The sequence below is a fragment of the Winogradskyella sp. HaHa_3_26 genome, assembly GCF_019278425.1.
Taxonomy (GTDB): Bacteria; Bacteroidota; Bacteroidia; order Flavobacteriales; family Flavobacteriaceae; genus Winogradskyella; species Winogradskyella undariae.
The window spans coordinates 786,596-807,230 of record NZ_CP058981.1 but is presented as its reverse complement, the minus strand read 5'-3'; the positions used below and the strand labels follow the sequence as shown (position 1 = coordinate 807,230).

19 protein-coding genes and 5 tRNA genes are annotated in these 20,635 nt (G+C 31.7%); 23 read left to right on the top strand and 1 reads right to left on the bottom strand.

The genetic code is table 11. From position 1 onward, the window contains the following. Positions 1-10: 10 nt before the first annotated feature. Positions 11-1,309 carry an exo-beta-N-acetylmuramidase NamZ domain-containing protein gene (locus H0I32_RS03535; protein WP_179314715.1) on the bottom strand — a complete coding sequence of 433 codons (1,299 nt, stop codon included), beginning with the start codon at positions 1,307-1,309 and terminating at the stop codon, positions 11-13. Between the two features lie 8 nt (positions 1,310-1,317). Between H0I32_RS03535 and H0I32_RS03530 the strand changes: the two genes are divergently transcribed. The 23 genes from H0I32_RS03530 to rplK all read left to right on the top strand — a co-directional run bounded on the left by H0I32_RS03530 (position 1,318) and on the right by rplK (position 20,634). Continuing rightward, the gene (locus H0I32_RS03530) at positions 1,318-2,550 is read left to right on the top strand and encodes an ABC transporter permease (protein ID WP_179314714.1); all 1,233 of its coding nucleotides are present in this window, start codon (positions 1,318-1,320) and stop codon (positions 2,548-2,550) included. Between the two features lie 457 nt (positions 2,551-3,007). Then, complete coding sequence (locus H0I32_RS03525) at positions 3,008-3,988, top strand: PLP-dependent cysteine synthase family protein (RefSeq protein WP_179314713.1); 981 nt, start codon at positions 3,008-3,010, stop codon at positions 3,986-3,988. 200 nt (positions 3,989-4,188) lie between these two features. Further along, positions 4,189-5,082 (top strand): T9SS type A sorting domain-containing protein, encoded by an 894-nt coding sequence (locus H0I32_RS03520; protein ID WP_179314712.1) that lies wholly within the window; start codon positions 4,189-4,191, stop codon positions 5,080-5,082. Positions 5,083-5,310: 228 nt separating this feature from the next. Next, complete coding sequence (locus tag H0I32_RS03515; protein ID WP_218841366.1) at positions 5,311-6,378, top strand: methyltransferase; 1,068 nt, start codon at positions 5,311-5,313, stop codon at positions 6,376-6,378. A 325-nt stretch (positions 6,379-6,703) separates the two neighbouring features. Then, positions 6,704-7,831, top strand: a complete 1,128-nt coding sequence (locus tag H0I32_RS03510; protein ID WP_179314711.1) for an FIST signal transduction protein — start codon at positions 6,704-6,706, stop codon at positions 7,829-7,831. Continuing rightward, complete coding sequence (locus tag H0I32_RS03505; protein ID WP_179314710.1) at positions 7,825-9,546, top strand: ATP-binding protein; 1,722 nt, start codon at positions 7,825-7,827, stop codon at positions 9,544-9,546. The genes H0I32_RS03510 and H0I32_RS03505 overlap by 7 nt, the downstream gene beginning before the upstream one ends. Before the next feature lie 43 nt (positions 9,547-9,589). Beyond that, positions 9,590-10,864, top strand: coding sequence for a DUF2851 family protein (locus H0I32_RS03500; protein ID WP_179314709.1), 1,275 nt, complete (start codon positions 9,590-9,592; stop codon positions 10,862-10,864). Between the two features lie 11 nt (positions 10,865-10,875). Beyond that, positions 10,876-11,103, top strand: coding sequence for a PspC domain-containing protein (locus H0I32_RS03495; RefSeq protein ID WP_173586635.1), 228 nt, complete (start codon positions 10,876-10,878; stop codon positions 11,101-11,103). A gap of 2 nt (positions 11,104-11,105) precedes the next feature. Beyond that, positions 11,106-12,128, top strand: a complete 1,023-nt coding sequence (locus H0I32_RS03490) for a potassium channel family protein (protein WP_179314708.1) — start codon at positions 11,106-11,108, stop codon at positions 12,126-12,128. A 97-nt stretch (positions 12,129-12,225) separates the two neighbouring features. Continuing rightward, complete coding sequence (locus H0I32_RS03485) at positions 12,226-13,851, top strand: alanine/glycine:cation symporter family protein (protein WP_179314707.1); 1,626 nt, start codon at positions 12,226-12,228, stop codon at positions 13,849-13,851. 17 nt (positions 13,852-13,868) lie between these two features. After that, entirely contained in the window at positions 13,869-14,750 is an 882-nt protein-coding gene (locus tag H0I32_RS03480) for a ComEA family DNA-binding protein (RefSeq protein ID WP_173586638.1), read from the top strand. 13 nt (positions 14,751-14,763) lie between these two features. Then, positions 14,764-15,930 carry an acyl-CoA dehydrogenase family protein gene (locus tag H0I32_RS03475; protein WP_173586639.1) on the top strand — a complete coding sequence of 389 codons (1,167 nt, stop codon included), beginning with the start codon at positions 14,764-14,766 and terminating at the stop codon, positions 15,928-15,930. 116 nt (positions 15,931-16,046) lie between these two features. Beyond that, positions 16,047-16,937, top strand: coding sequence for a tyrosine-type recombinase/integrase (locus H0I32_RS03470; protein WP_173586640.1), 891 nt, complete (start codon positions 16,047-16,049; stop codon positions 16,935-16,937). Positions 16,938-17,018: 81 nt separating this feature from the next. Further along, on the top strand, positions 17,019-17,321 hold the full coding sequence (gene hpf, locus H0I32_RS03465; RefSeq protein WP_173586641.1) for a ribosome hibernation-promoting factor, HPF/YfiA family: 303 nt from the start codon (positions 17,019-17,021) through the stop codon (positions 17,319-17,321). 111 nt (positions 17,322-17,432) lie between these two features. Beyond that, positions 17,433-17,506 (top strand) — tRNA-Thr (locus H0I32_RS03460). Between the two features lie 64 nt (positions 17,507-17,570). Further along, positions 17,571-17,652 (top strand) — tRNA-Tyr (locus H0I32_RS03455). Between the two features lie 44 nt (positions 17,653-17,696). After that, a tRNA-Gly gene (locus H0I32_RS03450) sits at positions 17,697-17,769 on the top strand. Positions 17,770-17,839: 70 nt separating this feature from the next. Next, a tRNA-Thr gene (locus H0I32_RS03445) sits at positions 17,840-17,911 on the top strand. Between the two features lie 79 nt (positions 17,912-17,990). Next, positions 17,991-19,178 (top strand): elongation factor Tu, encoded by a 1,188-nt coding sequence (tuf, locus tag H0I32_RS03440; RefSeq protein ID WP_173586642.1) that lies wholly within the window; start codon positions 17,991-17,993, stop codon positions 19,176-19,178. A gap of 64 nt (positions 19,179-19,242) precedes the next feature. Continuing rightward, positions 19,243-19,315, top strand: a tRNA-Trp gene (locus H0I32_RS03435). A 51-nt stretch (positions 19,316-19,366) separates the two neighbouring features. Further along, positions 19,367-19,561 (top strand): preprotein translocase subunit SecE, encoded by a 195-nt coding sequence (gene secE, locus H0I32_RS03430; RefSeq protein WP_173586643.1) that lies wholly within the window; start codon positions 19,367-19,369, stop codon positions 19,559-19,561. Between the two features lie 20 nt (positions 19,562-19,581). Next, on the top strand, positions 19,582-20,127 hold the full coding sequence (gene nusG / locus H0I32_RS03425) for a transcription termination/antitermination protein NusG (RefSeq protein ID WP_179314706.1): 546 nt from the start codon (positions 19,582-19,584) through the stop codon (positions 20,125-20,127). A gap of 66 nt (positions 20,128-20,193) precedes the next feature. Further along, positions 20,194-20,634: a 50S ribosomal protein L11 gene (gene rplK, locus H0I32_RS03420; RefSeq protein WP_173586645.1), complete on the top strand. Its 441-nt coding sequence runs from the start codon at positions 20,194-20,196 to the stop codon at positions 20,632-20,634. The last annotated feature ends 1 nt before the right edge of the window (position 20,635 follow it).

Here is a 20,635-nt window from a genome sequence, read left to right as displayed (position 1 = left end):
AAGTATTAATCTATTTATACAATAAATACTTATTTCTTGTAGTGCTAAAAGCAGTTAAGCCATCTTTCCAAGTGGCTCTAATTTCGCTTTCAGATAATCCAGATTCTATTTGCTGCTGTAGTTTTTTTGTTCCTGCTAATAATGTAAAAAAGTTAGTAAAAAATGGACCTTTAGAGCCTGATTTTTTGTCTTTATTGTAGAATTCAATTAACCATTTTAAATTAAGGGCATCTAAATGTGCTTCCTTAGATAAGTCATAACCAAAACAAACTTTATTTTCGTGTTTAGGATATTTAGCACCTTCATTTGCTTTTGGTGTAAACTGAAATGGTAATGCTTGCTTTGCGAAAATAGGTGAGCCAACAACCTGAAATTGCTTATCAGTTCCGCGTCCTACACTAATATTAGTGCCTTCAAAAAAGCATAAACTTGGGTAGAGGTTTATAGCCGCTTCGTTAGGTAAATTTGGTGACGGTTTTATCGGTAAATTATAAGGAAGTAGATGATTATAATTTTCAACAGAAATGACACTCAATTCACATTGTATTCCGTTCTTTAGCCATCTTTCGCCATTAATCATTTTTGCGTATTCGCCAATAGTCATACCGTGAACCACAGGGATGGGGTGCATACCAACAAAACTAGTATGCTCTTTTTCTAAAACAGGACCATCAATATAATGCCCGTTTGGGTTGGGTCTGTCTAATATGAGAACCGGAATGTTTTGCTCTGCACAAGCTTCCATGACATAATGTAGACTAGAAATATAGGTGTAGAAACGAGCACCAACATCTTGTATATCAAAAACAACAAGGTCAAGTCCCTTTAATTGCTCAGCGCTTGGTTTTTTGTTTTTACCATAAAGAGAAATAATAGGTAAGCTTGTTTTAGTGTCAATGCCATCTTTTACAACTTCGCCTGCATCTGCAACACCTCTAAATCCGTGTTCTGGTGCAAATACTTTTTTTACATCAACTTTAAGACTTAATAATGAATCTACAAGATGTGTTTGATTTATAGCGTTAGATTTAGAATTGCTAGTTTGAAAGATAACGCTTGTTTGGTTGGCAACAATTCCTATTCGCTTTCCTTTTAATAATGGAAGGTAGTCTTGCGTTTTATTAGCACCAACAATAATTTTTTGTTTATTTAATGTACTTAACGGGGCTGGTGTGTCGTTAATAGCTAAAGTATCTATGCTATAGTTTACGGCATCTTTGTTTGTGCTATTTCCACAAGAAAATGTTACCAATGAAATCCCAATAATTATAGAGAATAAAACTGTATTTTTGAAAACCTTTAAAAGCATATATAAGTTTGAATTTTGAATTATTTATAGCTAAACGCATAATTGGCAATAAAACGTATAAAAGTAGTGTATCGGGACCAATAATTAAAATTGGTATCGCTGCAATTGCTATTGGAGTTATTGTAATGCTTATTGCAATAGCTACAGGTTTGGGTTTACAGCAAAAAATTAGAGATAAAGTTGTTGCTTTTAATGGTCATATAGAAATTACCAATTACGATAATAATACTTCAGACGAATCTCAAGTTCCTATTTCTATTAATCAAGAATTTTATCCGAATTTTAAAGATGTTGAAGGTGTAAAGCATGTTCAAGGGGTAGCTCAAAAATTTGGGGTTGTTAGAACAGAAACTGATTTTGAAGGTATCGTTGTTAAAGGTGTTGGTGCAGATTACACTTGGCAGTATTTTCAAGAATTTTTAATTGATGGTCGCTTACCAGATTTTACAAAAGACAGAAATGAAGAAATTTTAATATCTCAATATTTAGCCAATCGCTTAGGGTTTAAAGTAGGAGATAAGATGCAAACGTTGTTCTCAGAGCGTATTGATAGATTACCTCGTCTTATGAGTTTTGAAATTGTTGGGATTTATAATTCTGGTTTTCAAGAGCTCGATGAGAAATTCTGTATTGCAGATTTAAGACATATTCAGCGTTTAAATAAATGGGAAGCAGACCAGATTGGAAATTTTGAAGTTTTTATAGATGATTTTTCAAAGATCGAAGAAAAGACAGTAGAGATTTATAAAACAATTCCATCTTTAATGAATGCTAATCCAATCACAAGAAAATATTATACAATTTTCGAATGGATTAAGATTTTTGATAACAATACATACGGTATAATTGCCATAATGATTATAGTCGCTGGGATTAATATGATTACCGCATTGTTAGTTTTAATTTTAGAACGTACTCAAATGATTGGTATTCTAAAAGCCTTAGGAAGTTCTAATTGGACGATTAGAAAAGTATTTCTCTATAATGCATCTTATTTAATTGGTTTAGGTCTGCTTTGGGGAAATATAATAGGTTTAGGTTTATTATTTGCTCAAAAATATTTTAAGCTATTCCCGCTAAATCCAGATACTTATTACGTGAGTAATGCACCTGTTTATATCAGTTTAGATTATATCGTTTTTCTTAATATTGGGACATTTATAGCGTGTTTATTAATGTTGTTAATTCCTTCTATTATTATCTCTAAGATATCTCCGGTTAAAGCTATCCGATTCGACTAATAAAAAGTAGATAGTCATCAGTTTCTAATCTAGACACTAATTATCCTTAACAATTCAGTTTGAAGTTTTAGAAAACCGCTCTGTGAATCTCAGTGAATTCTCTGAGAAACTCCGCGTAACAGTTTATAGATTTTTAAGTAATATCTTAACAATTAAGTTAGGAGTTTTAGAAAACCACTCTGTGAATCTTCGTGCATTCTCTAAAAACTCCGTGTAACAGCTTACAGGTTTTTAAGTAATATCTAGGCTCTATTTACCCTTAACAATTAAGTTTGAAGTTTTAACAAGCCTCTATGTAAACCTTCTTGAATTCTCTGAGAAACTCGGTGTAACAACAGTTTTTATACCTTCATAAAAATTTTCAGTTTCAAAATAATTAAGCCATGTATCAGCTTTAAGGATTTAGAGTTTTTATACCGTAACATTTAGCGTAACTTTGCACTTCTGAAAAAAAAATATGGATTACGTAGAAAATATATTAGGTACAATAGGAAACACACCATTAGTTAAAATGAATAAACTAGTGGAGGATTTGCCTTGTTTAGTCCTTGCTAAATATGAAACTTTTAACCCAGGAAACTCTGTAAAAGATAGAATGGCTTTACAAATGATTGAAGATGCAGAAGCGGACGGTCGTTTAAAACCAGGAGGAACTATTATTGAAGGAACTTCGGGGAATACAGGAATGGGATTGGCTCTGGCAGCCATTATAAAAGGATACAAATGTATTTTTGTAATGGCAGATAAGCAGTCTAAAGAAAAAGTAGATATTCTTAAAGCTGTTGGTGCAGAAGTTGTGGTTTGTCCTACAGCAGTAGAACCATATGATCCACGTAGTTATTATTCTGTATCTAAACGTTTAGGAGAAGAAACACCAAACTCTTGGTATGTTAATCAATATGATAATCCTAGTAATACAAAAGCACACTATTTAAGTACAGGTCCAGAAATTTGGAAACAAACCGATGGTAAAATCACACATTTTGTTGTTGGTGTTGGTACCGGTGGAACAATTAGCGGCGTAGGTAAATATTTAAAAGAACAAAATCCAAATATTAAAGTTTGGGGAGTTGATACTTATGGTTCGGTATTTAAAAAATATCATGAAACAGGTGAGTTTGATGAAAATGAAATTTACCCTTACGTAACCGAAGGTATTGGTGAAGATATTTTACCTAAAAATGTAGATTTCGATATTATTGATGGCTTTACTAAAGTTACAGATAAAGATGCTTGTGTTTACACACAACGTTTAAGTAAAGAAGAAGGAATGTTTTTAGGAAACTCTGCAGGATCTGCAATTAAAGGAGTGTTACAGTTAAAAGAACAGTTTAAACCAGAAGATGTTGTTGTTGTTTTATTTCATGACCACGGAAGTCGCTATGTAGGAAAAATGTATAATGACGATTGGATGCGTGAAATGGGTTATTTAGATTAATAAATAACATTTTATCATTTATATATAAGTATAAATCCTGATTTAATTATCAGGATTTTTTTGTTTTATATCATTTCTAAAAATAATAAAATAACCTGTAATGCATTTTAAAAGTGTTAGTTGCTGTTAATATATTTAGATTGTTACAGTTTGCCTATAACATAATTTTGGTCTATATTTAGACCTTAAAATCAATTTCTATGAAGCAATTATACACACTCGTTTTAGCTATAAGTATCAGTTTTGTTAGTTTCGCGCAAAACACACAAATTCAATTGGAGTTGGTAAATCCAAGTATTGGACAGCCGTCAACAGGTAATTCATGGGAAACAACCTCTAATGATAATGGTTTAAATGCGATATTAAATTCGTATACTATTTCTTCGTATCAGGTTTTATACTCTGAAGCTCACTCTGATTTGTTTTACGATCAAGATGCAATTAACTCTAGATATATGAATGTCCTATGTGAAAATTGTGATACAGAACAATTAATTTTAGATTTAGCATCTTATTCAAATGTTGTTAAATATGCTATGGTAAATGATACAGATGATTATTTAAAAATAAGTAACGGTCTATCTTTTAATTTGGTTGATGATAACATAGGAGCTGCAACAGGAGTAAATGCTATGAATATTATTGAAACAAATGATGACGGTTTAAATCAGATTTTTAGCAATTTTAATGTTAGAGGTTATGAATTGGTTGACAATCCTTATAATGGTTTCAATGGAAATAAATCTATTGTTTGTGATTGTGATGCTGATTTGTTAAAACTAGAATTAGAATCGTACGACGCTGTAATTTCAGATGTATATAATGTTAATTCTATAATGTTATTATCTGTAGATGAAGTTACGGAAACAGCTGTGAGCATTTATCCTAACCCGTTTAATAATAAAGTAAGAATTGAAATAAACCAGCCTGTAGAAAATGTAATGCTATATAATATTTTAGGAAAACAGGTTTACAAATCAGCTTCAATTAAAGATTTAGAGAATTTTTCTTCAACATTAAAATCTGGAGTTTATCTTTTAAAACTTTTAACTTCTAATGGAGAAGCTATGACTAAAAAACTAATAAAGTCTTAGTTTTTAATACGTGTTTTCTTTTTTTTGAGAATTCAATAAGATTTTATTTATTGCATATAGAAACATAAAGTATTTAATTCATCGCTATTATAAAACAAAAATCCTGATATCACTATCAGGATTTTTTATTTAGTAACTAAACTAAAAAATAGATGGTTTCAATTTAATAATACATTATGGTTGCAATAGTATTTACCTACCTTCACCCAAAAGTAATACCATATTATAATGAAAGAATTAAAAGTAAATAGACCAGAACCGTTTTTACCATTACAAGATATGGTAATTTATAATCGAGGAGAAGATCTTCAGCAAGTTATAAAAGTATTAGAAAGCGGTAAGCCTGTTTTAATTACTGAATTTTATAATAACGGAGCTATATTACTTAGAGGTCTTCAAGAACATTTAAACAGAAAACTACCTAATAAGTCGTTCAAGGAGCAGAGAATTTATCGTTCGGAATATCATAAGCTTTCAAACCTTATTAAGATTCAGATTGAAAATCATCAATTGTTAGTGAAAAAATCACCTGTTATAGGGTGGTTTGAAAAATTGTACCCTGATACTAGTGACTTTTTATTAAGTCTTCCGCAGGTACAAGGTTTTAATAGTGCCTGGCAATGGTATAAAAATGGGATTACAATCCCTGTTTTACGAAATAAAATTCACCCTTACTATGGTACTTATTTTCCAACACGCTTTGAACACTTAGAATTGTTTGATAACTGGTTAAAGCGCTATACAGGTCCTAAGAAGTCAGCGATAGATGTTGGTTTTGGTAGTGGAGTCTTAGCATTACAAATTATAAAGCATGGATTTCAAAAAGTATTCGGAACAGACACCAATCCTAATGCTGTTATTGGTTTAACAGAATCGATGGGTGAGACTAAGCTTTCAAGGAAAATAGAATTAGATTTTGGATCACTTTTTGGTAAATGGGATAAACCAGTGGAACTTATTGTTTTTAATCCGCCTTGGTTACCTGAAACTCGAAATGTAGAAAATTTAGATGCAGCTATTTATTATAATGATACATTGTTTCCTCATTTTTTCGAAGCAGCAAAACAAATGCTACTGCCAGACGGTAAGTTGGTGCTCATTTTATCTAATCTAGCAGAAATAACAGGCTTATCTAAATCAAATCCTATTGAACAAGAAATAGCAGAAGGAGGACGTTTTCAGTTAGAAAAATGTTATACCAAAAATGTTAAAAAGGCATCTGATAAAACAACTCGCGATTCTCATTATCGTAAAACCGAAGAAGTTCAGTTATGGGTGCTTACTCATGCTATGTAAAAGGTTGTAACATTTGGTTTTTAAAATGTAAATACGTGAAGGTATTATTGATTTAAATTTTAATCAATATAATAAGTTCATTAATATTTCGGTGTACCTACAAATAAGGTTAAAGAAGAATACAGGGATATTATAAAGGTTTTAAAATCTTAATATTTAGACGTTTCTATTATATATTTGTGAAATTAATTAGATTAATTCTCTATAAGTATCAAATATGTGATGTATTCGTCATACTTTTTAGAAAGTATCAATAATTTAGTATATATTGGCTAAAGAGCATTTTTTACCGACAAAGTGTTTTTGAAATTAGCCCCAATATAACATGAAAGTAGAGCAACTATCCTTAAAGGATTCTACATGGAATGATGAGGTAAATAATATTAAGATTGTACCTACTATTCTCTTATTATTTGTATCACCTTTATTTGTTTCTAAGAATGATTTGGTAAACAAATTAATTAAACTTTATCCTGAAGCTACAATTGTTGGCTGCTCTACAGCTGGTGAAATATCTAATACAAACGTATCTGATAATTCTGTCTCACTTACAGCAATTGAACTTGAAAAGACAAATCATAGATTAGTAAAAGTTGACGTGGATAGCATGGCCAAGAGTTATGAAGCGGCTACTTCTCTTGCAAAAAAACTTAATAAAGACAATCTTAAACATGTTTTGGTGTTTAGTGATGGCTTAAATGTTAATGGTGCTGAATTAGTAGCAGGCTTAAAAAGCATTTTACCAGAAGTTAGTATTACTGGTGGTTTAGCTGCTGATGGATCAGATTTTAACGAAACGTTTGTAATAGCAAATGGCACTATAACGGATAAGATAATGGTTGGATTAGGGTTTTATGGTGACCACTTAAAAATTGGTTATAGCTCTAAAGGAGGATGGGATAGTTTTGGCATTGATCGTTTGGTAAGTAGGTCTGAAAAAAATGTACTATACGAATTAGATGGTTTACCAGCATTAGAATTGTACAAATCTTTTTTAGGAGACAATGCATCAAAATTACCCAGTTCAGGCTTATTATTTCCTTTAAGTATGCGTGTAAATGAAACGGATGCACCTGTTGTAAGAACTATTCTAGGTATTAATGAAGAAGAACAAAGCTTAACTTTTGCGGGCAATATACCAGAAGGTTCTTATGTACGCTTAATGAAAGCAAACGTAGACCGGCTTATTAATGGAGCAGAAGATTCTGCAAAAAAAGCATTAGAAGTTACAAAGCAAGATACAAAATTGGCAATTTTAATTAGTTGTATAGGTCGTAGATTGGTATTAAAACAACTTATAGAAGAAGAAGTCGAGGTTGTAAGAGATGTAATAGGTAAGGATACTAAAATTACAGGCTTCTATTCTTATGGAGAAATAGCTCCCTTTGGTTTATACTCACCTTGCGAACTTCATAATCAAACAATGACAATTACGACATTATCCGAATGGTAAATTCTAACATGCATAGATTATTACGAAGACAAATTCGTAAAGCAGGCTTTGAAGAAGCAGATTTAGAAAAGTTTAAAGACTTTTTTGAAGTCGTTAATGAAGCCTATAAAAGTTTTGATGATGATGTAAAACATCATGAAATTATTTTTGAAGAAAGCTCTAACGAACTTTATAGAGCTAATCTAGCTTTGAAATCAAAAGTAAATAGTGTAGAAACTAATTTAAATGCCATTGTAAATTCTATTGAAGGTGTCATCTTTAAAACAGATATAGATGGCAATTTTAAATATCTAAACAAAGCTTGGGAAGACTTAATTGGTATACCTATTAAAGATGTATTGGGTAAGAACTATAGAGATTTATCAATAGGAATAAATAAAAAAGAACAAGTTAAAATTTCTAAATTTTTAAGAGGAAAAGATAATGATTATAGTTCTTTATTTTACTTTAATAAATCTAAAGGAGAAAAAATTTGGATTCAATTACGATTAGTTATTATTTGCGATTCAAATGGTACATATAATGGCACTATTGGTACTATGACAGATGTAACTCAGTTAAAAGAAATTGAACTAGAGTTAAGTGAGGCTAATAAAACAAAGGATGAATTTGTGTCTACAATGTCTCATGAAATAAGGACGCCTTTAAATGCTGTAATTGGTATGTCTGATATCTTGTTGTTGGAAAATTACTTGCCAGAACAATTAGAGAATTTGCAAATTTTAAAATATTCAGGAGAACATTTATTAGAATTAATTAATGACCTGTTAGATCTCAATAGATTTAAGTCTGATGAAATAAAACTTATTGAAAAAGATTTTAATCTTCCAGAATTTATTCAGAATATCCAACTACACTTTAAGCAAACAGCAACAAAAAAGAAACTCAATTTCGATACCATTATAGATAGTAACATTCCTTTGGTTTTAAAAGGAGATAGTCTCAAATTATCACAAGTTTTAAGAAATTTATTAAGTAATGCTTTTAAATTCACAGATGAAGGTGGTGTTGTTTTTAAAGTAGAGGTAGTTGAAACTGTTTCAAATAAAACTAAAATACGTTTTAGTATTATAGATACGGGAATTGGTGTTTCTTATAATAAGCAAAAAGATATATTTAAAAGCTTTGTTCAGGCCAATGATAACACATCTGCGCTTTATGGAGGTTCTGGTTTAGGATTATACATTAGCAAGGAACTTATAAAAATTCATGATAGTAATTTACATATAGAAAGTGAAGAAGGAAAAGGGGCTAAATTTTGGTTCGAAATTTCATACAAGCACTCTAAAGTAAAATTAATCGATGACCATAATTATGTATCAAAAACAGAAACAATTGATATAAAAGTTTTAGTAGCAGAAGATAATAACCTTAATGCATTATTACTTAAAAAGTTATTTAAAAAATGGAAAATAGATTATGCAATAGCTAAAAACGGACAAGAACTATTGGATATATACATAAATGAAGATTTCGATTTAATCTTAATGGATTTACAAATGCCTGTTTTAGGTGGTTATGAAACAACAATGAGAATCAGAAAAATGTCGGATAACATTAAATCGATCATCCCTATTGTTGCATTGACAGCTTTTACAGAATCTGAAGTTAGAGATAAAACAAAGCGCTATAAAATGAATGGATATCTTAGCAAACCTTTAGATATTAATGAATTATATGATGTTCTTAATCTTTACAGTTCTAAAAAACAATAATTATTATAATTGTTTTTGTTCAATATTTTAGTACTTTAGGTCAATGCAAGAAGATTTTCTTCATTATATATGGAAACATAAAGCCTTTAATTCGTCACTGTTAGTAACTACAAAAGACGATAAAGTTAGCATAGTACATTTAGGGCAGCATAATCATAATGCTGGTCCAGATTTTTTTAATGCGCAATTAACGATTGAAAATCAACTTTGGGCAGGTAATGTAGAAATTCATATTAAATCTTCAGATTGGTATGTTCATAATCATGAAACAGATAAAGCTTACGATAATGTAATTCTTCATGTGGTTTGGGAGCATGATACCGAGATTTTTAGAAAAGATAATTCAGAAATTCCAACCTTAGAATTGAAACATTATGTAGATAAAAGTTTAATTCATAATTACCAGAAACTTTTAAAGTCTAAAACATGGATTAATTGTGAAACCAATTTCAATGAGGTTGATGATTTTTTACTTAATAATTGGCTAGAGCGTCTTTATATTGAGCGTTTAGAGCAAAAATCAGAAACTATTCAAGATTTATTAATAGCTTCTAATAACGATTGGGAAGCTGTATTGTTTAAAATGTTATTGAAGAATTTTGGATTAAAAGTAAATGGAGAATCGTTTTTAAGCATAGCAAATTCTTTTGATTTTTCAGTTTTTAGAAAATTAAAAAATAATGTACATAATGTAGAGGCATTATTGTTTGGTCAGCCCAATTTATTAGAAGATCAAAATACAGAAGAAACCTATTTTTTAGACTTAAAAAAAGAATACGATTTTTTAAAGCAGAAGTTCAATTTAGATAACCGTGGTGTTTTACCTCTACAGTTTTTTAGGCTTCGGCCACCAAATTTCCCAACCATTCGTTTATCTCAATTTGCTAATTTATATGCGACTGAGCCTCATTTGTTTTCAAAAATGATGAATTTAAATACTTTGAATGAGTTATATGAATTATTTAATTTAGGTGTAACTCAATTTTGGGAGACGCATTATACATTTGCTAAATCTTCAAAAAAAGCAAAGAAAATAATGACTAAATCTTTTATAGATTTATTAATTATAAATACTTTAATTCCTTTTAAATTCAGCTATGCTAAATCACAAGGAAAATCGATTGAAGAAGATTTATTTCAGCTTATTAGAGATTTAAAAATTGAAAATAACAGCGTAATCAATAAGTTTTTAGAGCTTAAGTCTGTTGATAAAAATGCATTGAGTTCTCAGGCATTATTGCAATTAAAACAATACTACTGTGATAAAAACAAATGTTTGCATTGTGCCATAGGAAATCGTCTAATTGTAAAAAAATAGTAAATTGCAGCATGAATTGGTTCTATGCACTCTTATTATATTTTCAAAAACGCGGTTATTACGTTTGTCAACGTATAGCTGATCGTCTAGGGATTAGAGCAAAAATTGTGAGAACATCATTTATGTATCTCACCTTTGTAACTCTAGGTTTTGGTTTTGCACTGTATTTATTTATGGCCTTTTGGATGCGTATTAAAGACATTGTTTATACAAAGCGCTCTTCTGTTTTTGATTTATAAAAATGAATAACACTCTTTTAAAACTTTACCGATCTAAGATTTATACAGCTGTGATGCTAGTCATTATCTTGCTTACTATTGGTGTTTTAGGTTATCGGTATATTGCAGGGTATTTTTGGTTAGATGCTTTATATATGACAGTTATTACCGTAACAACTGTTGGTTTTGCTGAAGTCAATCCGTTAGATACTCCTTCTAAGATATTTACTATTTTTCTAATCTTAACAAGTATTATTGTTTTAGGATATGCTATTTCAATTATAACAGAATATATTTTGAACAGGAATAATTATGAAGATATAAAACAAAGGAAGATGCAAAAGAAAATTGAAGAGATGTCAGAACATATTATTATATGTGGATATGGGCGTAATGGAAAACAAGCTGCTAAAAAATTATTATCCTATGAAAAATCATTTGTAATTATAGAAGAAAATAAAGAAGTCATAGAGAAATGTCAAAATCATGATTTGCCTTTTGTCTTAGGAAATGCAAATGATGACGAAATCTTAATAGAAGCAGGTATAAAAAAAGCAACAACTTTAATTTCTGCTTTACCTAATGATGCAGATAATTTATTTGTGGTTTTGTCTGCAAGACAGATTAATGCTAAGTTAAATATTATTAGTAGAGCATCCGAAGAAACATCGTACAGTAAATTAAAATTAGCAGGAGCTAATAATGTAATACTACCAGATCGAATTGGAGGAGACCATATGGCTTCTTTAGTGGTTACGCCAGATTTAATTGAGTTTATAGATAACTTAAGTATTGTTGGAGAACGCAACGTAAATATGGTTGAAGTTAAAGTAGAGCAACTTTATAATGCACAAGAAGAAAAAACAATTAAGGACTTAGATTTGAGAAATAGAACAGGTTGTACCGTTATCGGATTTAAGAATAATAATGGAGATTATATTGTTAATCCTGAGGCAGATACTAGGCTGGTTCCTGGGTCCCATATCATAGTCTTAGGACGTCCTGAACAAATTATGAGGCTCAATTCTGAGTTCGAATTGGAGTAAAAAATATCATCATTTTTTGAGCTCATACTTCATATGCTCAATTTTTTTTTGCATCTTGTCGACTTCTAAACTTAAAAACTAACTAATAAAGATACTAATGAAGAAATACCTTCTATCAATTTTTGCATTGATTTTACCGCTTTTAAACTTCGCACAAGAAACAACTTCCGAAAAAATTGATGTCATTTTCAAAGATTACACAGGTTGGTTTGTAGATGCTATTTTTTATGAAATTCCATTCTCTGAGACTTATAAAATTCCATGGGTGCTTATCGTTTTAGTTGGTGGTGCCTTATTTTTTACGATCTATTTTAAATTTATCAATTTTACGGGCTTTAGAATGGCCATTAGAGTTGTTAAAGGGGAATATGAAGATATTGAAAAGCATGGTGCAGATACTTTATATGGCGATAATACAGCAAATGAAGGAGAAAATATAATTGAAACCATGAGAGATGATGGTGCAGACGGAGAAGTTTCGCATTTTCAGGCTCTAACAGCTGCTTTATCAGCAACTGTTGGTTTAGGTAATATAGCAGGTGTTGCTGTAGCCTTATCTATTGGTGGGCCAGGAGCTACATTTTGGATGATTGTTGCTGGATTACTAGGTATGGCTTCAAAATTTGCTGAATGTACACTTGGTGTAAAATATAGAGATGTTGGTGAAGACGGAACTGTTTACGGAGGTCCAATGTACTATTTAACCAAAGGATTAAGATCTAAAGGAATGGGTGGCTTTGGTAAAGTACTAGCCGTATTATTTGCCATATTCGTGGTTGGTGGTTCTTTTGGTGGTGGAAACATGTTTCAGGCCAATCAAGCGGCAGCACAATTTGTTAAAGTATTCGAATTAGATCCAGCTTCTAATGCAGGTCTATATTTTGGTTTAGTTATGGCTGTTCTTGTCGCGGTTGTAATTATTGGAGGTATTAAGCGTATTGCTAAGGTTACTGAAAAAGTAGTGCCGTTTATGGCAGGTATATATGTGTTAGCTTCTTTAATTATTTTAGGAGCTAATTTTAGTTTAATTGATGATGCTTTTGCTTTAATATATGAAGGTGCATTTTCAGGGTTAGGTATTGCAGGTGGACTCGTAGGTGTAATGATCCAGGGTATTAGAAGAGGAGCATTCTCTAATGAGGCAGGTGTTGGTTCTGCTGCAATTGCACATTCTGCTGTTCGTACTAAATATCCAGCTTCAGAAGGTATTGTGGCTTTATTAGAACCATTTATAGATACGGTTGTTATCTGTACTATGACAGCTTTAGTGATTGTAATTACTAATTTTGATGGTGGTTTTATGGAATATGGAGTAGAGATTACTGAAGGTGTAGAGATAACAGCGACAGCGTTTGATTCTGTGATTCCTCATTTCTCTATAATATTAACAATTGCAGTTATATTATTTGCTTTTTCAACGATGATTTCTTGGTCATACTACGGAATGCAAGGTTGGGTGTTTTTATTCGGGAAAGGGAAAATTACAGATTTAATCTATAAAATATTATTCTTATTCTTTGTTGTAGTTGGTGCTTCTATTAGTTTAGGTGCCGTAATTAACTTCTCTGATGCTATGATTTTTGCGATGGTAGTCCCTAATATTATAGGTGTAGTAATTTTATCTCCAATTATTAAGAAAGAATTGACGAGATATTACAAAGCTATTAATGTAAAACATGAGGCAATAGAAGACGGTGCTGATAACTTAAATGAAATTCTATAAAATAAAAATATAATATTATGAAATCCCATTTCCAGTTTACTAATCAACAGCGGAATGGGATTTTTTTATTGTGTGCTATTATAGTTATTCTACAGTGTTTGTATTGGTTTGTTCCAAATGTCTTTTCATTTACTAATAATACTATTCCTGAAAATACAAATAAGATAAATGCTTTTAAGAAAGAATTAGATTCACTTAGATTAATTGAAATAGAAAATAGTAAACCTAAAATTTATCCATTCAATCCTAATTATATTACAGATTATAAAGGCTATTCATTAGGTATGACAAATGCTGAAATAGATAGACTTCATAAATTTAGAGCGACAAATAAATGGGTGAATTCAGCTAAAGAATTTCAACAAGTCACTAAAGTTTCAGATTCTTTTTTAAAAACAATAACACCTTATTTTAAATTTCCTGATTGGGTTACGAATCCAAAACCAAAATCTCAAGGGAATTATAACTCGTACACTTCAAAGCCAAAGACTTTTAATCAAAAGATAGATTTGAATACTGCAACGGCAATCCAGTTGCAAAAAGTGTATGGAGTAGGTGAAAAGCTTTCAGAGCGTATTATTAATTACCGAAATAAATATAAAGGCGGATTTATAGCAGATATTCAGCTTTCTGAAGTTTGGGGTTTATCCACAGAAGTTATTGAGCGTATACATAATGATTTTACTGTTAAAACTCCTAGAGCGATAAAAATTGTCCATTTAAATACAGCAACAAGAGATGAGTTAGTCACCGTTCAATACATAGATTATGAGGTTGCTAACAATATTATTGAAGAAAGAACGCTTAGGGATGGCTTCAGTTCTTTAGATGAACTAATGAAGGTCGAAGATTTCCCTATCAAAAAAATAGAGATAATTAAGTTATATTTGCAACTCTAACAAACAACAATTCATGTCTAACTTATATTTTACAGAAGAGCACAATTTATTCAGAGAAAGTCTTAGAGACTTCTTGCAAAAAGAAGTCGTTCCTCATATTGATAAATGGGAAGAAACAGGCCATATAGAACGTTTTATTTGGAAGAAATTTGGAGATATGGGCTATTTTGGAATTGCTTACCCAGAGCAATATGGCGGACTAGATCTAGATCTTTTTTATACCATTATCTTTCTTGAAGAATTACAACGTATTAATTCTGGTGGATTTGCCGCTGCAATGTGGGCACATGCTTATTTAGCGATGACCCATCTAAATAAAGAAGGTGATGATGCTATAAAAGAAAAATATTTAGCAGATAGCATTTCGGGTGATCAAATAGGATGTCTTTGTATAACAGAACCTTTTGGAGGTAGTGATGTTGCCGGTATGCGCACAACAGCTGTAAAAAAAGGAGATACTTATGTTATCAATGGTTCTAAAACCTTTATAACAAATGGTGTTTATAGTGACTATTTAGTTGTTGCTGCTAAAACCAATCCTGAATTAGGAAATAAAGGGATTAGTATTTTTGTTATGGATAGAGATACACCTGGTATTTCTGCTACAAAATTAGATAAATTAGGCTGGAGAGCTTCAGATACTGCAGAAATTGCATTTGATAATGTTGTAATCCCTACTTCTAATTTAATGGGGGAAGAGAATAAAGGATTTCCATATATTATGCAACATTTTGCTTTAGAGCGCTTGATAATGGGGGTTAATTCTCATGCAAGAGCAGAGTATGCTTTAGAATACGCAAAACAATATATGTCTGAAAGAACAGCTTTCGGTAGAACAATAGATAAATTTCAAGCCCTAAGACATTCTTATGCCGATTGCGAAACGCAAATGGAAATTTGTAAGCAATTTAATTATTATGTTGCCAAGCGTTTAGATATGGGAGAATATGTAGTGAAAGAAGCTACAATGTCTAAGTTGCAGTCTACAAAAATGGCAGATGATGTTATTTATCAATGTCTTCAGTTCTTAGGTGGTTATGGTTATATGGAAGAGTATCCTTTAGCACGTATGTCTAGAGACAGTAGATTGGGCCCAATAGGAGGTGGAACTTCAGAAATACTTAAAGAAATCATTGCTAAAATGGTAATAGATAGTAAAGACTATAAACCAGCAACGTAAATCTCACATTATAATATTGAATTTAAAATCCTGCTAATTAGCAGGATTTTTTTTACCTATTCTTTAATTTTAGAGATGTTAATCGTTATATTTAAAATTAGTCGCACATTTGTAATATGAGTCTAAAACCTTTTTCAGATTATTTATTATTAGAAAAAAAATACTCTAAGCATACACTGATTGCTTATGTCAGAGATATTGAAACTTTTCAAGAGTTTTTAAAAAAGCATCACAATTCAGAGAGTGTCACTAAAGCAGGTTATTCCGAAATCAGACAATGGATTGTAGAGTTAGTAGATAATGATATTTCAAATAGAACTATAAATAGAAAGATAACGTCATTGAACACCTATTATAAATTCTTACAAAAAGTAGAAGAGATTAAAGAGAATCCTTTAAAAAAACATAAAGCTTTAAAGGTTGGAAAGAAAGTACAACTTCCATTTTCAGAGAAAGAATTAAAAATAGTATTAGAAAATGCTATAGAAGTAAATGATTTTGAAACGGCAAGAAATCAATTAATCATTGAGATGTTTTATGCAACAGGTATGAGACGAATAGAATTGGTCAATGTAAAGTTAGTTGATGTAGATGTCGAAAGCAATCAAATTAAAGTGCTAGGGAAGCGAAATAAGGAGCGTTATATCCCATTAATTGATTCTGTTATTAAATCTTTAAAATGTTATTTAAAATATAGAAAAGATTTGCCCTTAATAGAAAATAGTGAGATGTTATTTTTAACCCAAAAAGGGGTTAAAATTTATGAAAAGCTTGTTTACAGAATAATAAATAAGTACTTTAGTGAAGCTTCCACGAAAGTAAAATGCAGCCCTCATGTGTTAAGACATTCGTTTGCTACACATTTATTAAGTAAAGGAGCTGATTTAAATGCAATTAAAGAACTTCTTGGTCATGCTAGCTTAGCAGCCACTCAAGTTTATACACATAATAGCATTAGTGAATTAAAAAAAGTGCACGAAAAGGCACATCCAAGAAACCTACGTTAAGCTTTATGCTTAACATATAGAAATTACTGCTAAAGCAAATAAATAGGCTTTAGTAGGTTTATACAACTTAAAATAAACAATATGAAAGTAAACACTCAATCCGTTAATTTTACAGCAGACACTAAACTGATAGATTTTATTCAGAAACGAATGGATAAATTAGATATGTATTACGATAAAATAATACAATCAGATGTGTATTTAAAAGTTGAAAACACAAGTGATAAAGAAAATAAAATTTTTGAAGTAAAACTAAGTGTACCTGGTGATAGTTTTGTTGTTAAGAAGCAATGTAAGACATTTGAAGAAGGGGCAGACGCTGCTATTGCATCTTTAGGAAGACAAATTAAGAAGCGAAAAGAGAAATTAAGAGCACATATTTAAAATTTTTTTCAAAAAAGTTTTGAATAACTGAAAAAAGGTTTTACATTTGCATCCCGTTAGAGATAGCGGGACTTTTTATGAGCTCTTTTAGAGAGTTGAAAAGTAATAAAAGCCGATGTAGCTCAGCTGGCTAGAGCAGCTGATTTGTAATCAGCAGGTCGTGGGTTCGAGTCCCTCCATCGGCTCTTTAAGGATTTAGTTTTTAAATAAATTCTTGATGTTTTTTTTGAAATATTGAAATATTTTTTTGGGGAGATACTCAAGCGGCCAACGAGGGCAGACTGTAAATCTGCTGACTACGTCTTCGCAGGTTCGAATCCTGCTCTCCCCACAATTATTTTAAAACCTTTAATTAAAGAGATTTAATTATAAAATGCGAGAGTAGCTCAGTTGGTAGAGCGTCAGCCTTCCAAGCTGAATGTCGCCAGTTCGAACCTGGTCTCTCGCTCAAAATTTTCGAGTTTAGACGCGTGATTTTTACTTCATAAATCTAACTAATCGGTAATCGTAAATGAAAAGCCGGTGTAGCTCAGGGGTAGAGCGTTTCCTTGGTAAGGAAGAGGTCACGAGTTCAATTCTCGTCATTGGCTCTTTTTTTTTCTAAGTTAATTACATTTAGAATATATAATTAAACACTAATAATATAATTAAGATTAAAATAAATTAAACATGGCAAAGGCAACTTTTGATCGTTCAAAACCACACTTAAATATTGGTACTATTGGACACGTAGATCACGGTAAAACAACTTTAACTGCTGCTATTACTAAAGTATTAGCTGATGCAGGTTTATCTGAAGCGAAAGATTTCGATCAAATCGATAACGCACCAGAAGAAAAAGAAAGAGGTATAACAATTAATACTTCACACGTAGAATATGCAACTGCTAATCGTCATTACGCTCACGTTGACTGTCCAGGTCACGCGGATTACGTAAAGAACATGGTTACAGGTGCTGCTCAAATGGATGGTGCTATCTTGGTTGTTGCTGCAACAGATGGTCCAATGCCACAAACACGTGAGCATATCCTTTTAGGACGTCAGGTAGGTATTCCAAGTATGGTTGTATTCATGAATAAAGTGGATATGGTTGATGATGAGGAGTTACTTGAATTAGTTGAAATGGAAATTAGAGATTTATTATCATTCTACGAATATGATGGTGATAATGGACCTGTAATTGCTGGATCTGCTTTAGGTGCTTTAAACGGAGAACAAAAATGGGTTGACACTGTTATGGAATTAATGGCAGCTGTTGATGATTGGATTAAGGAGCCTGTTCGTGATATGGACAAGCCTTTCTTAATGCCTATAGAAGATGTATTTTCTATTACAGGTCGTGGTACTGTTGCAACTGGTCGTATTGAGACTGGTGTAGCTAACACAGGAGATCCTGTTGAGATCATCGGTATGGGTGCTGAGAAATTAACATCTACTATTACAGGTATTGAAATGTTCCGTCAGATTTTAGATAGAGGTGAAGCTGGTGATAACGCTGGTATCTTATTAAGAGGTATTGAGAAATCTCAAATCTCTAGAGGTATGGTAATCGTTAAGCCTGGTTCTGTAACACCACACTCTAAGTTTAAAGCTGAGGTTTACGTATTGAAAAAAGAAGAAGGTGGACGTCATACTCCATTTCATAATAACTACCGTCCGCAGTTCTACGTTCGTACAACTGACGTAACAGGGAACATTATGCTTCCTGATGGAGTTGAAATGGTTATGCCTGGTGATAACTTAACAATTACTGTTGAGTTGATTAACACAATTGCAATGAACGTAGGTTTACGTTTCGCTATCCGTGAAGGTGGTAGAACAGTTGGTGCTGGTCAGGTTACTGAAATTTTAGACTAAGCTTTATAGTTAAAATAATTTAATTAAGGTGTCTTGAAATCTCGAGACACCTTGATTAATGTTTACGGGTTTAGCTCAGTTGGTAGAGCACTGGTCTCCAAAACCAGGTGTCGGGAGTTCGAGTCTCTCAACCCGTGCAAATAAAATTTAATGGATTATTTTTTAATCCTTAATAAAGTAAATTACAAATGGCAGGATTAGTAACATATATAAAAGAATCGTTTGGTGAGTTGAAGAACAATGTGTCATGGACACCATGGCCAGAAGCTCAAAAATTAGCCGTGATTGTTGCTGTATTTTCAATTATTTTTTCTCTAGCTATTTGGGGAGTTGATACTGTTTTTAGTAGAGCGGTAAAAACTTACTTTGAAATAATTCACTAACAATTATACAAGAAGAGAGTATGTCTGATAAAAAATGGTATGTTGTTAGAGCGGTAAGCGGTCAAGAAAATAAAATCAAATCTTATATTGAAAGTGAAATTTCAAGATTAGGTTTAGAAGATTTTGTTGATCAGGTTTTAGTACCTACCGAAAAAGTAATTCAAATACGTAACGGGAAAAAAATAAACAAAGAAAAAGTTTATTTTCCAGGTTACATTATGGTGCAAGCTAATTTAAGTGGTGAAGTACCTCATATTATAAAATCGATTACTAATGTTATCGGTTTTTTAGGTGAAACAAAAGGTGGTGATCCTGTGCCTTTAAGACAGTCTGAAGTAAATAGAATGCTTGGTAAGGTAGATGAGTTATCTGTAGAAGCAGATGCTAGTGTTGCTATTCCATTTACAAAAGGAGAAACTGTTAAGGTTATCGATGGTCCATTCAATGGTTTTGATGGAACAATCGAAAAAATTAATGAAGAAAAGCGTAAGCTTGAGGTAATGGTTAAGATTTTTGGAAGAAAAACACCATTAGAATTAAGTTACATGCAAGTAGAAAAAGTTTAATAATTGTTACATAAAGAGCGTATTATCTATGCTTCCAATATAGATAATCGTAATAAACATTAAGAAATGGCAAAAGAAATAGACAAAGTAGTTAAGCTACAAGTTCGGGGAGGTGCTGCGAATCCATCGCCACCGGTAGGACCCGCTTTAGGTGCCGCAGGAGTTAATATCATGGAGTTCTGTAAGCAATTTAATGCTAGAACTCAAGATAAAGCAGGTAAAGTTTTACCTGTTGCGATCTCAGTTTACAAAGACAAATCATTTGATTTTGTAATCAAGACGCCACCTGCAGCAGTACAATTATTAGAAGCGGCCAAACTAAAAAAAGGATCAGGAGAACCAAACCGACGCAAAGTAGCAAAAGTAACTTGGGATCAAGTAAAAGCTATTGCAGAAGACAAAATGGTAGATCTAAATGCATTTGAGATCGGATCAGCTATGAAAATGGTTGCCGGTACAGCAAGATCTATGGGTATCACTGTTAAAGGAGGAGAAGCTCCAAACTAAA

Excerpts from the sequence above, each read along its gene's own strand:
- H0I32_RS03535 (WP_179314715.1), bottom strand. The coding sequence starts at position 1,309 with ATGCTTTTAAAGGTTTTCAAAAATACAGTTTTATTCTCTATAATTATT.
- H0I32_RS03525 (WP_179314713.1), top strand. The coding sequence starts at position 3,008 with ATGGATTACGTAGAAAATATATTAGGTACAATAGGAAACACACCATTA.
- H0I32_RS03520 (WP_179314712.1), top strand. The coding sequence starts at position 4,189 with ATGAAGCAATTATACACACTCGTTTTAGCTATAAGTATCAGTTTTGTT.
- H0I32_RS03515 (WP_218841366.1), top strand. The coding sequence starts at position 5,311 with ATGAAAGAATTAAAAGTAAATAGACCAGAACCGTTTTTACCATTACAA.
- H0I32_RS03510 (WP_179314711.1), top strand. The coding sequence starts at position 6,704 with ATGAAAGTAGAGCAACTATCCTTAAAGGATTCTACATGGAATGATGAG.
- H0I32_RS03505 (WP_179314710.1), top strand. The coding sequence starts at position 7,825 with ATGGTAAATTCTAACATGCATAGATTATTACGAAGACAAATTCGTAAA.
- H0I32_RS03500 (WP_179314709.1), top strand. The coding sequence starts at position 9,590 with ATGCAAGAAGATTTTCTTCATTATATATGGAAACATAAAGCCTTTAAT.
- H0I32_RS03495 (WP_173586635.1), top strand. The coding sequence starts at position 10,876 with ATGAATTGGTTCTATGCACTCTTATTATATTTTCAAAAACGCGGTTAT.
- H0I32_RS03490 (WP_179314708.1), top strand. The coding sequence starts at position 11,106 with ATGAATAACACTCTTTTAAAACTTTACCGATCTAAGATTTATACAGCT.
- H0I32_RS03485 (WP_179314707.1), top strand. The coding sequence starts at position 12,226 with ATGAAGAAATACCTTCTATCAATTTTTGCATTGATTTTACCGCTTTTA.
- H0I32_RS03480 (WP_173586638.1), top strand. The coding sequence starts at position 13,869 with ATGAAATCCCATTTCCAGTTTACTAATCAACAGCGGAATGGGATTTTT.
- H0I32_RS03475 (WP_173586639.1), top strand. The coding sequence starts at position 14,764 with ATGTCTAACTTATATTTTACAGAAGAGCACAATTTATTCAGAGAAAGT.
- H0I32_RS03470 (WP_173586640.1), top strand. The coding sequence starts at position 16,047 with ATGAGTCTAAAACCTTTTTCAGATTATTTATTATTAGAAAAAAAATAC.
- hpf (WP_173586641.1), top strand. The coding sequence starts at position 17,019 with ATGAAAGTAAACACTCAATCCGTTAATTTTACAGCAGACACTAAACTG.
- tuf (WP_173586642.1), top strand. The coding sequence starts at position 17,991 with ATGGCAAAGGCAACTTTTGATCGTTCAAAACCACACTTAAATATTGGT.
- secE (WP_173586643.1), top strand. The coding sequence starts at position 19,367 with ATGGCAGGATTAGTAACATATATAAAAGAATCGTTTGGTGAGTTGAAG.
- nusG (WP_179314706.1), top strand. The coding sequence starts at position 19,582 with ATGTCTGATAAAAAATGGTATGTTGTTAGAGCGGTAAGCGGTCAAGAA.
- rplK (WP_173586645.1), top strand. The coding sequence starts at position 20,194 with ATGGCAAAAGAAATAGACAAAGTAGTTAAGCTACAAGTTCGGGGAGGT.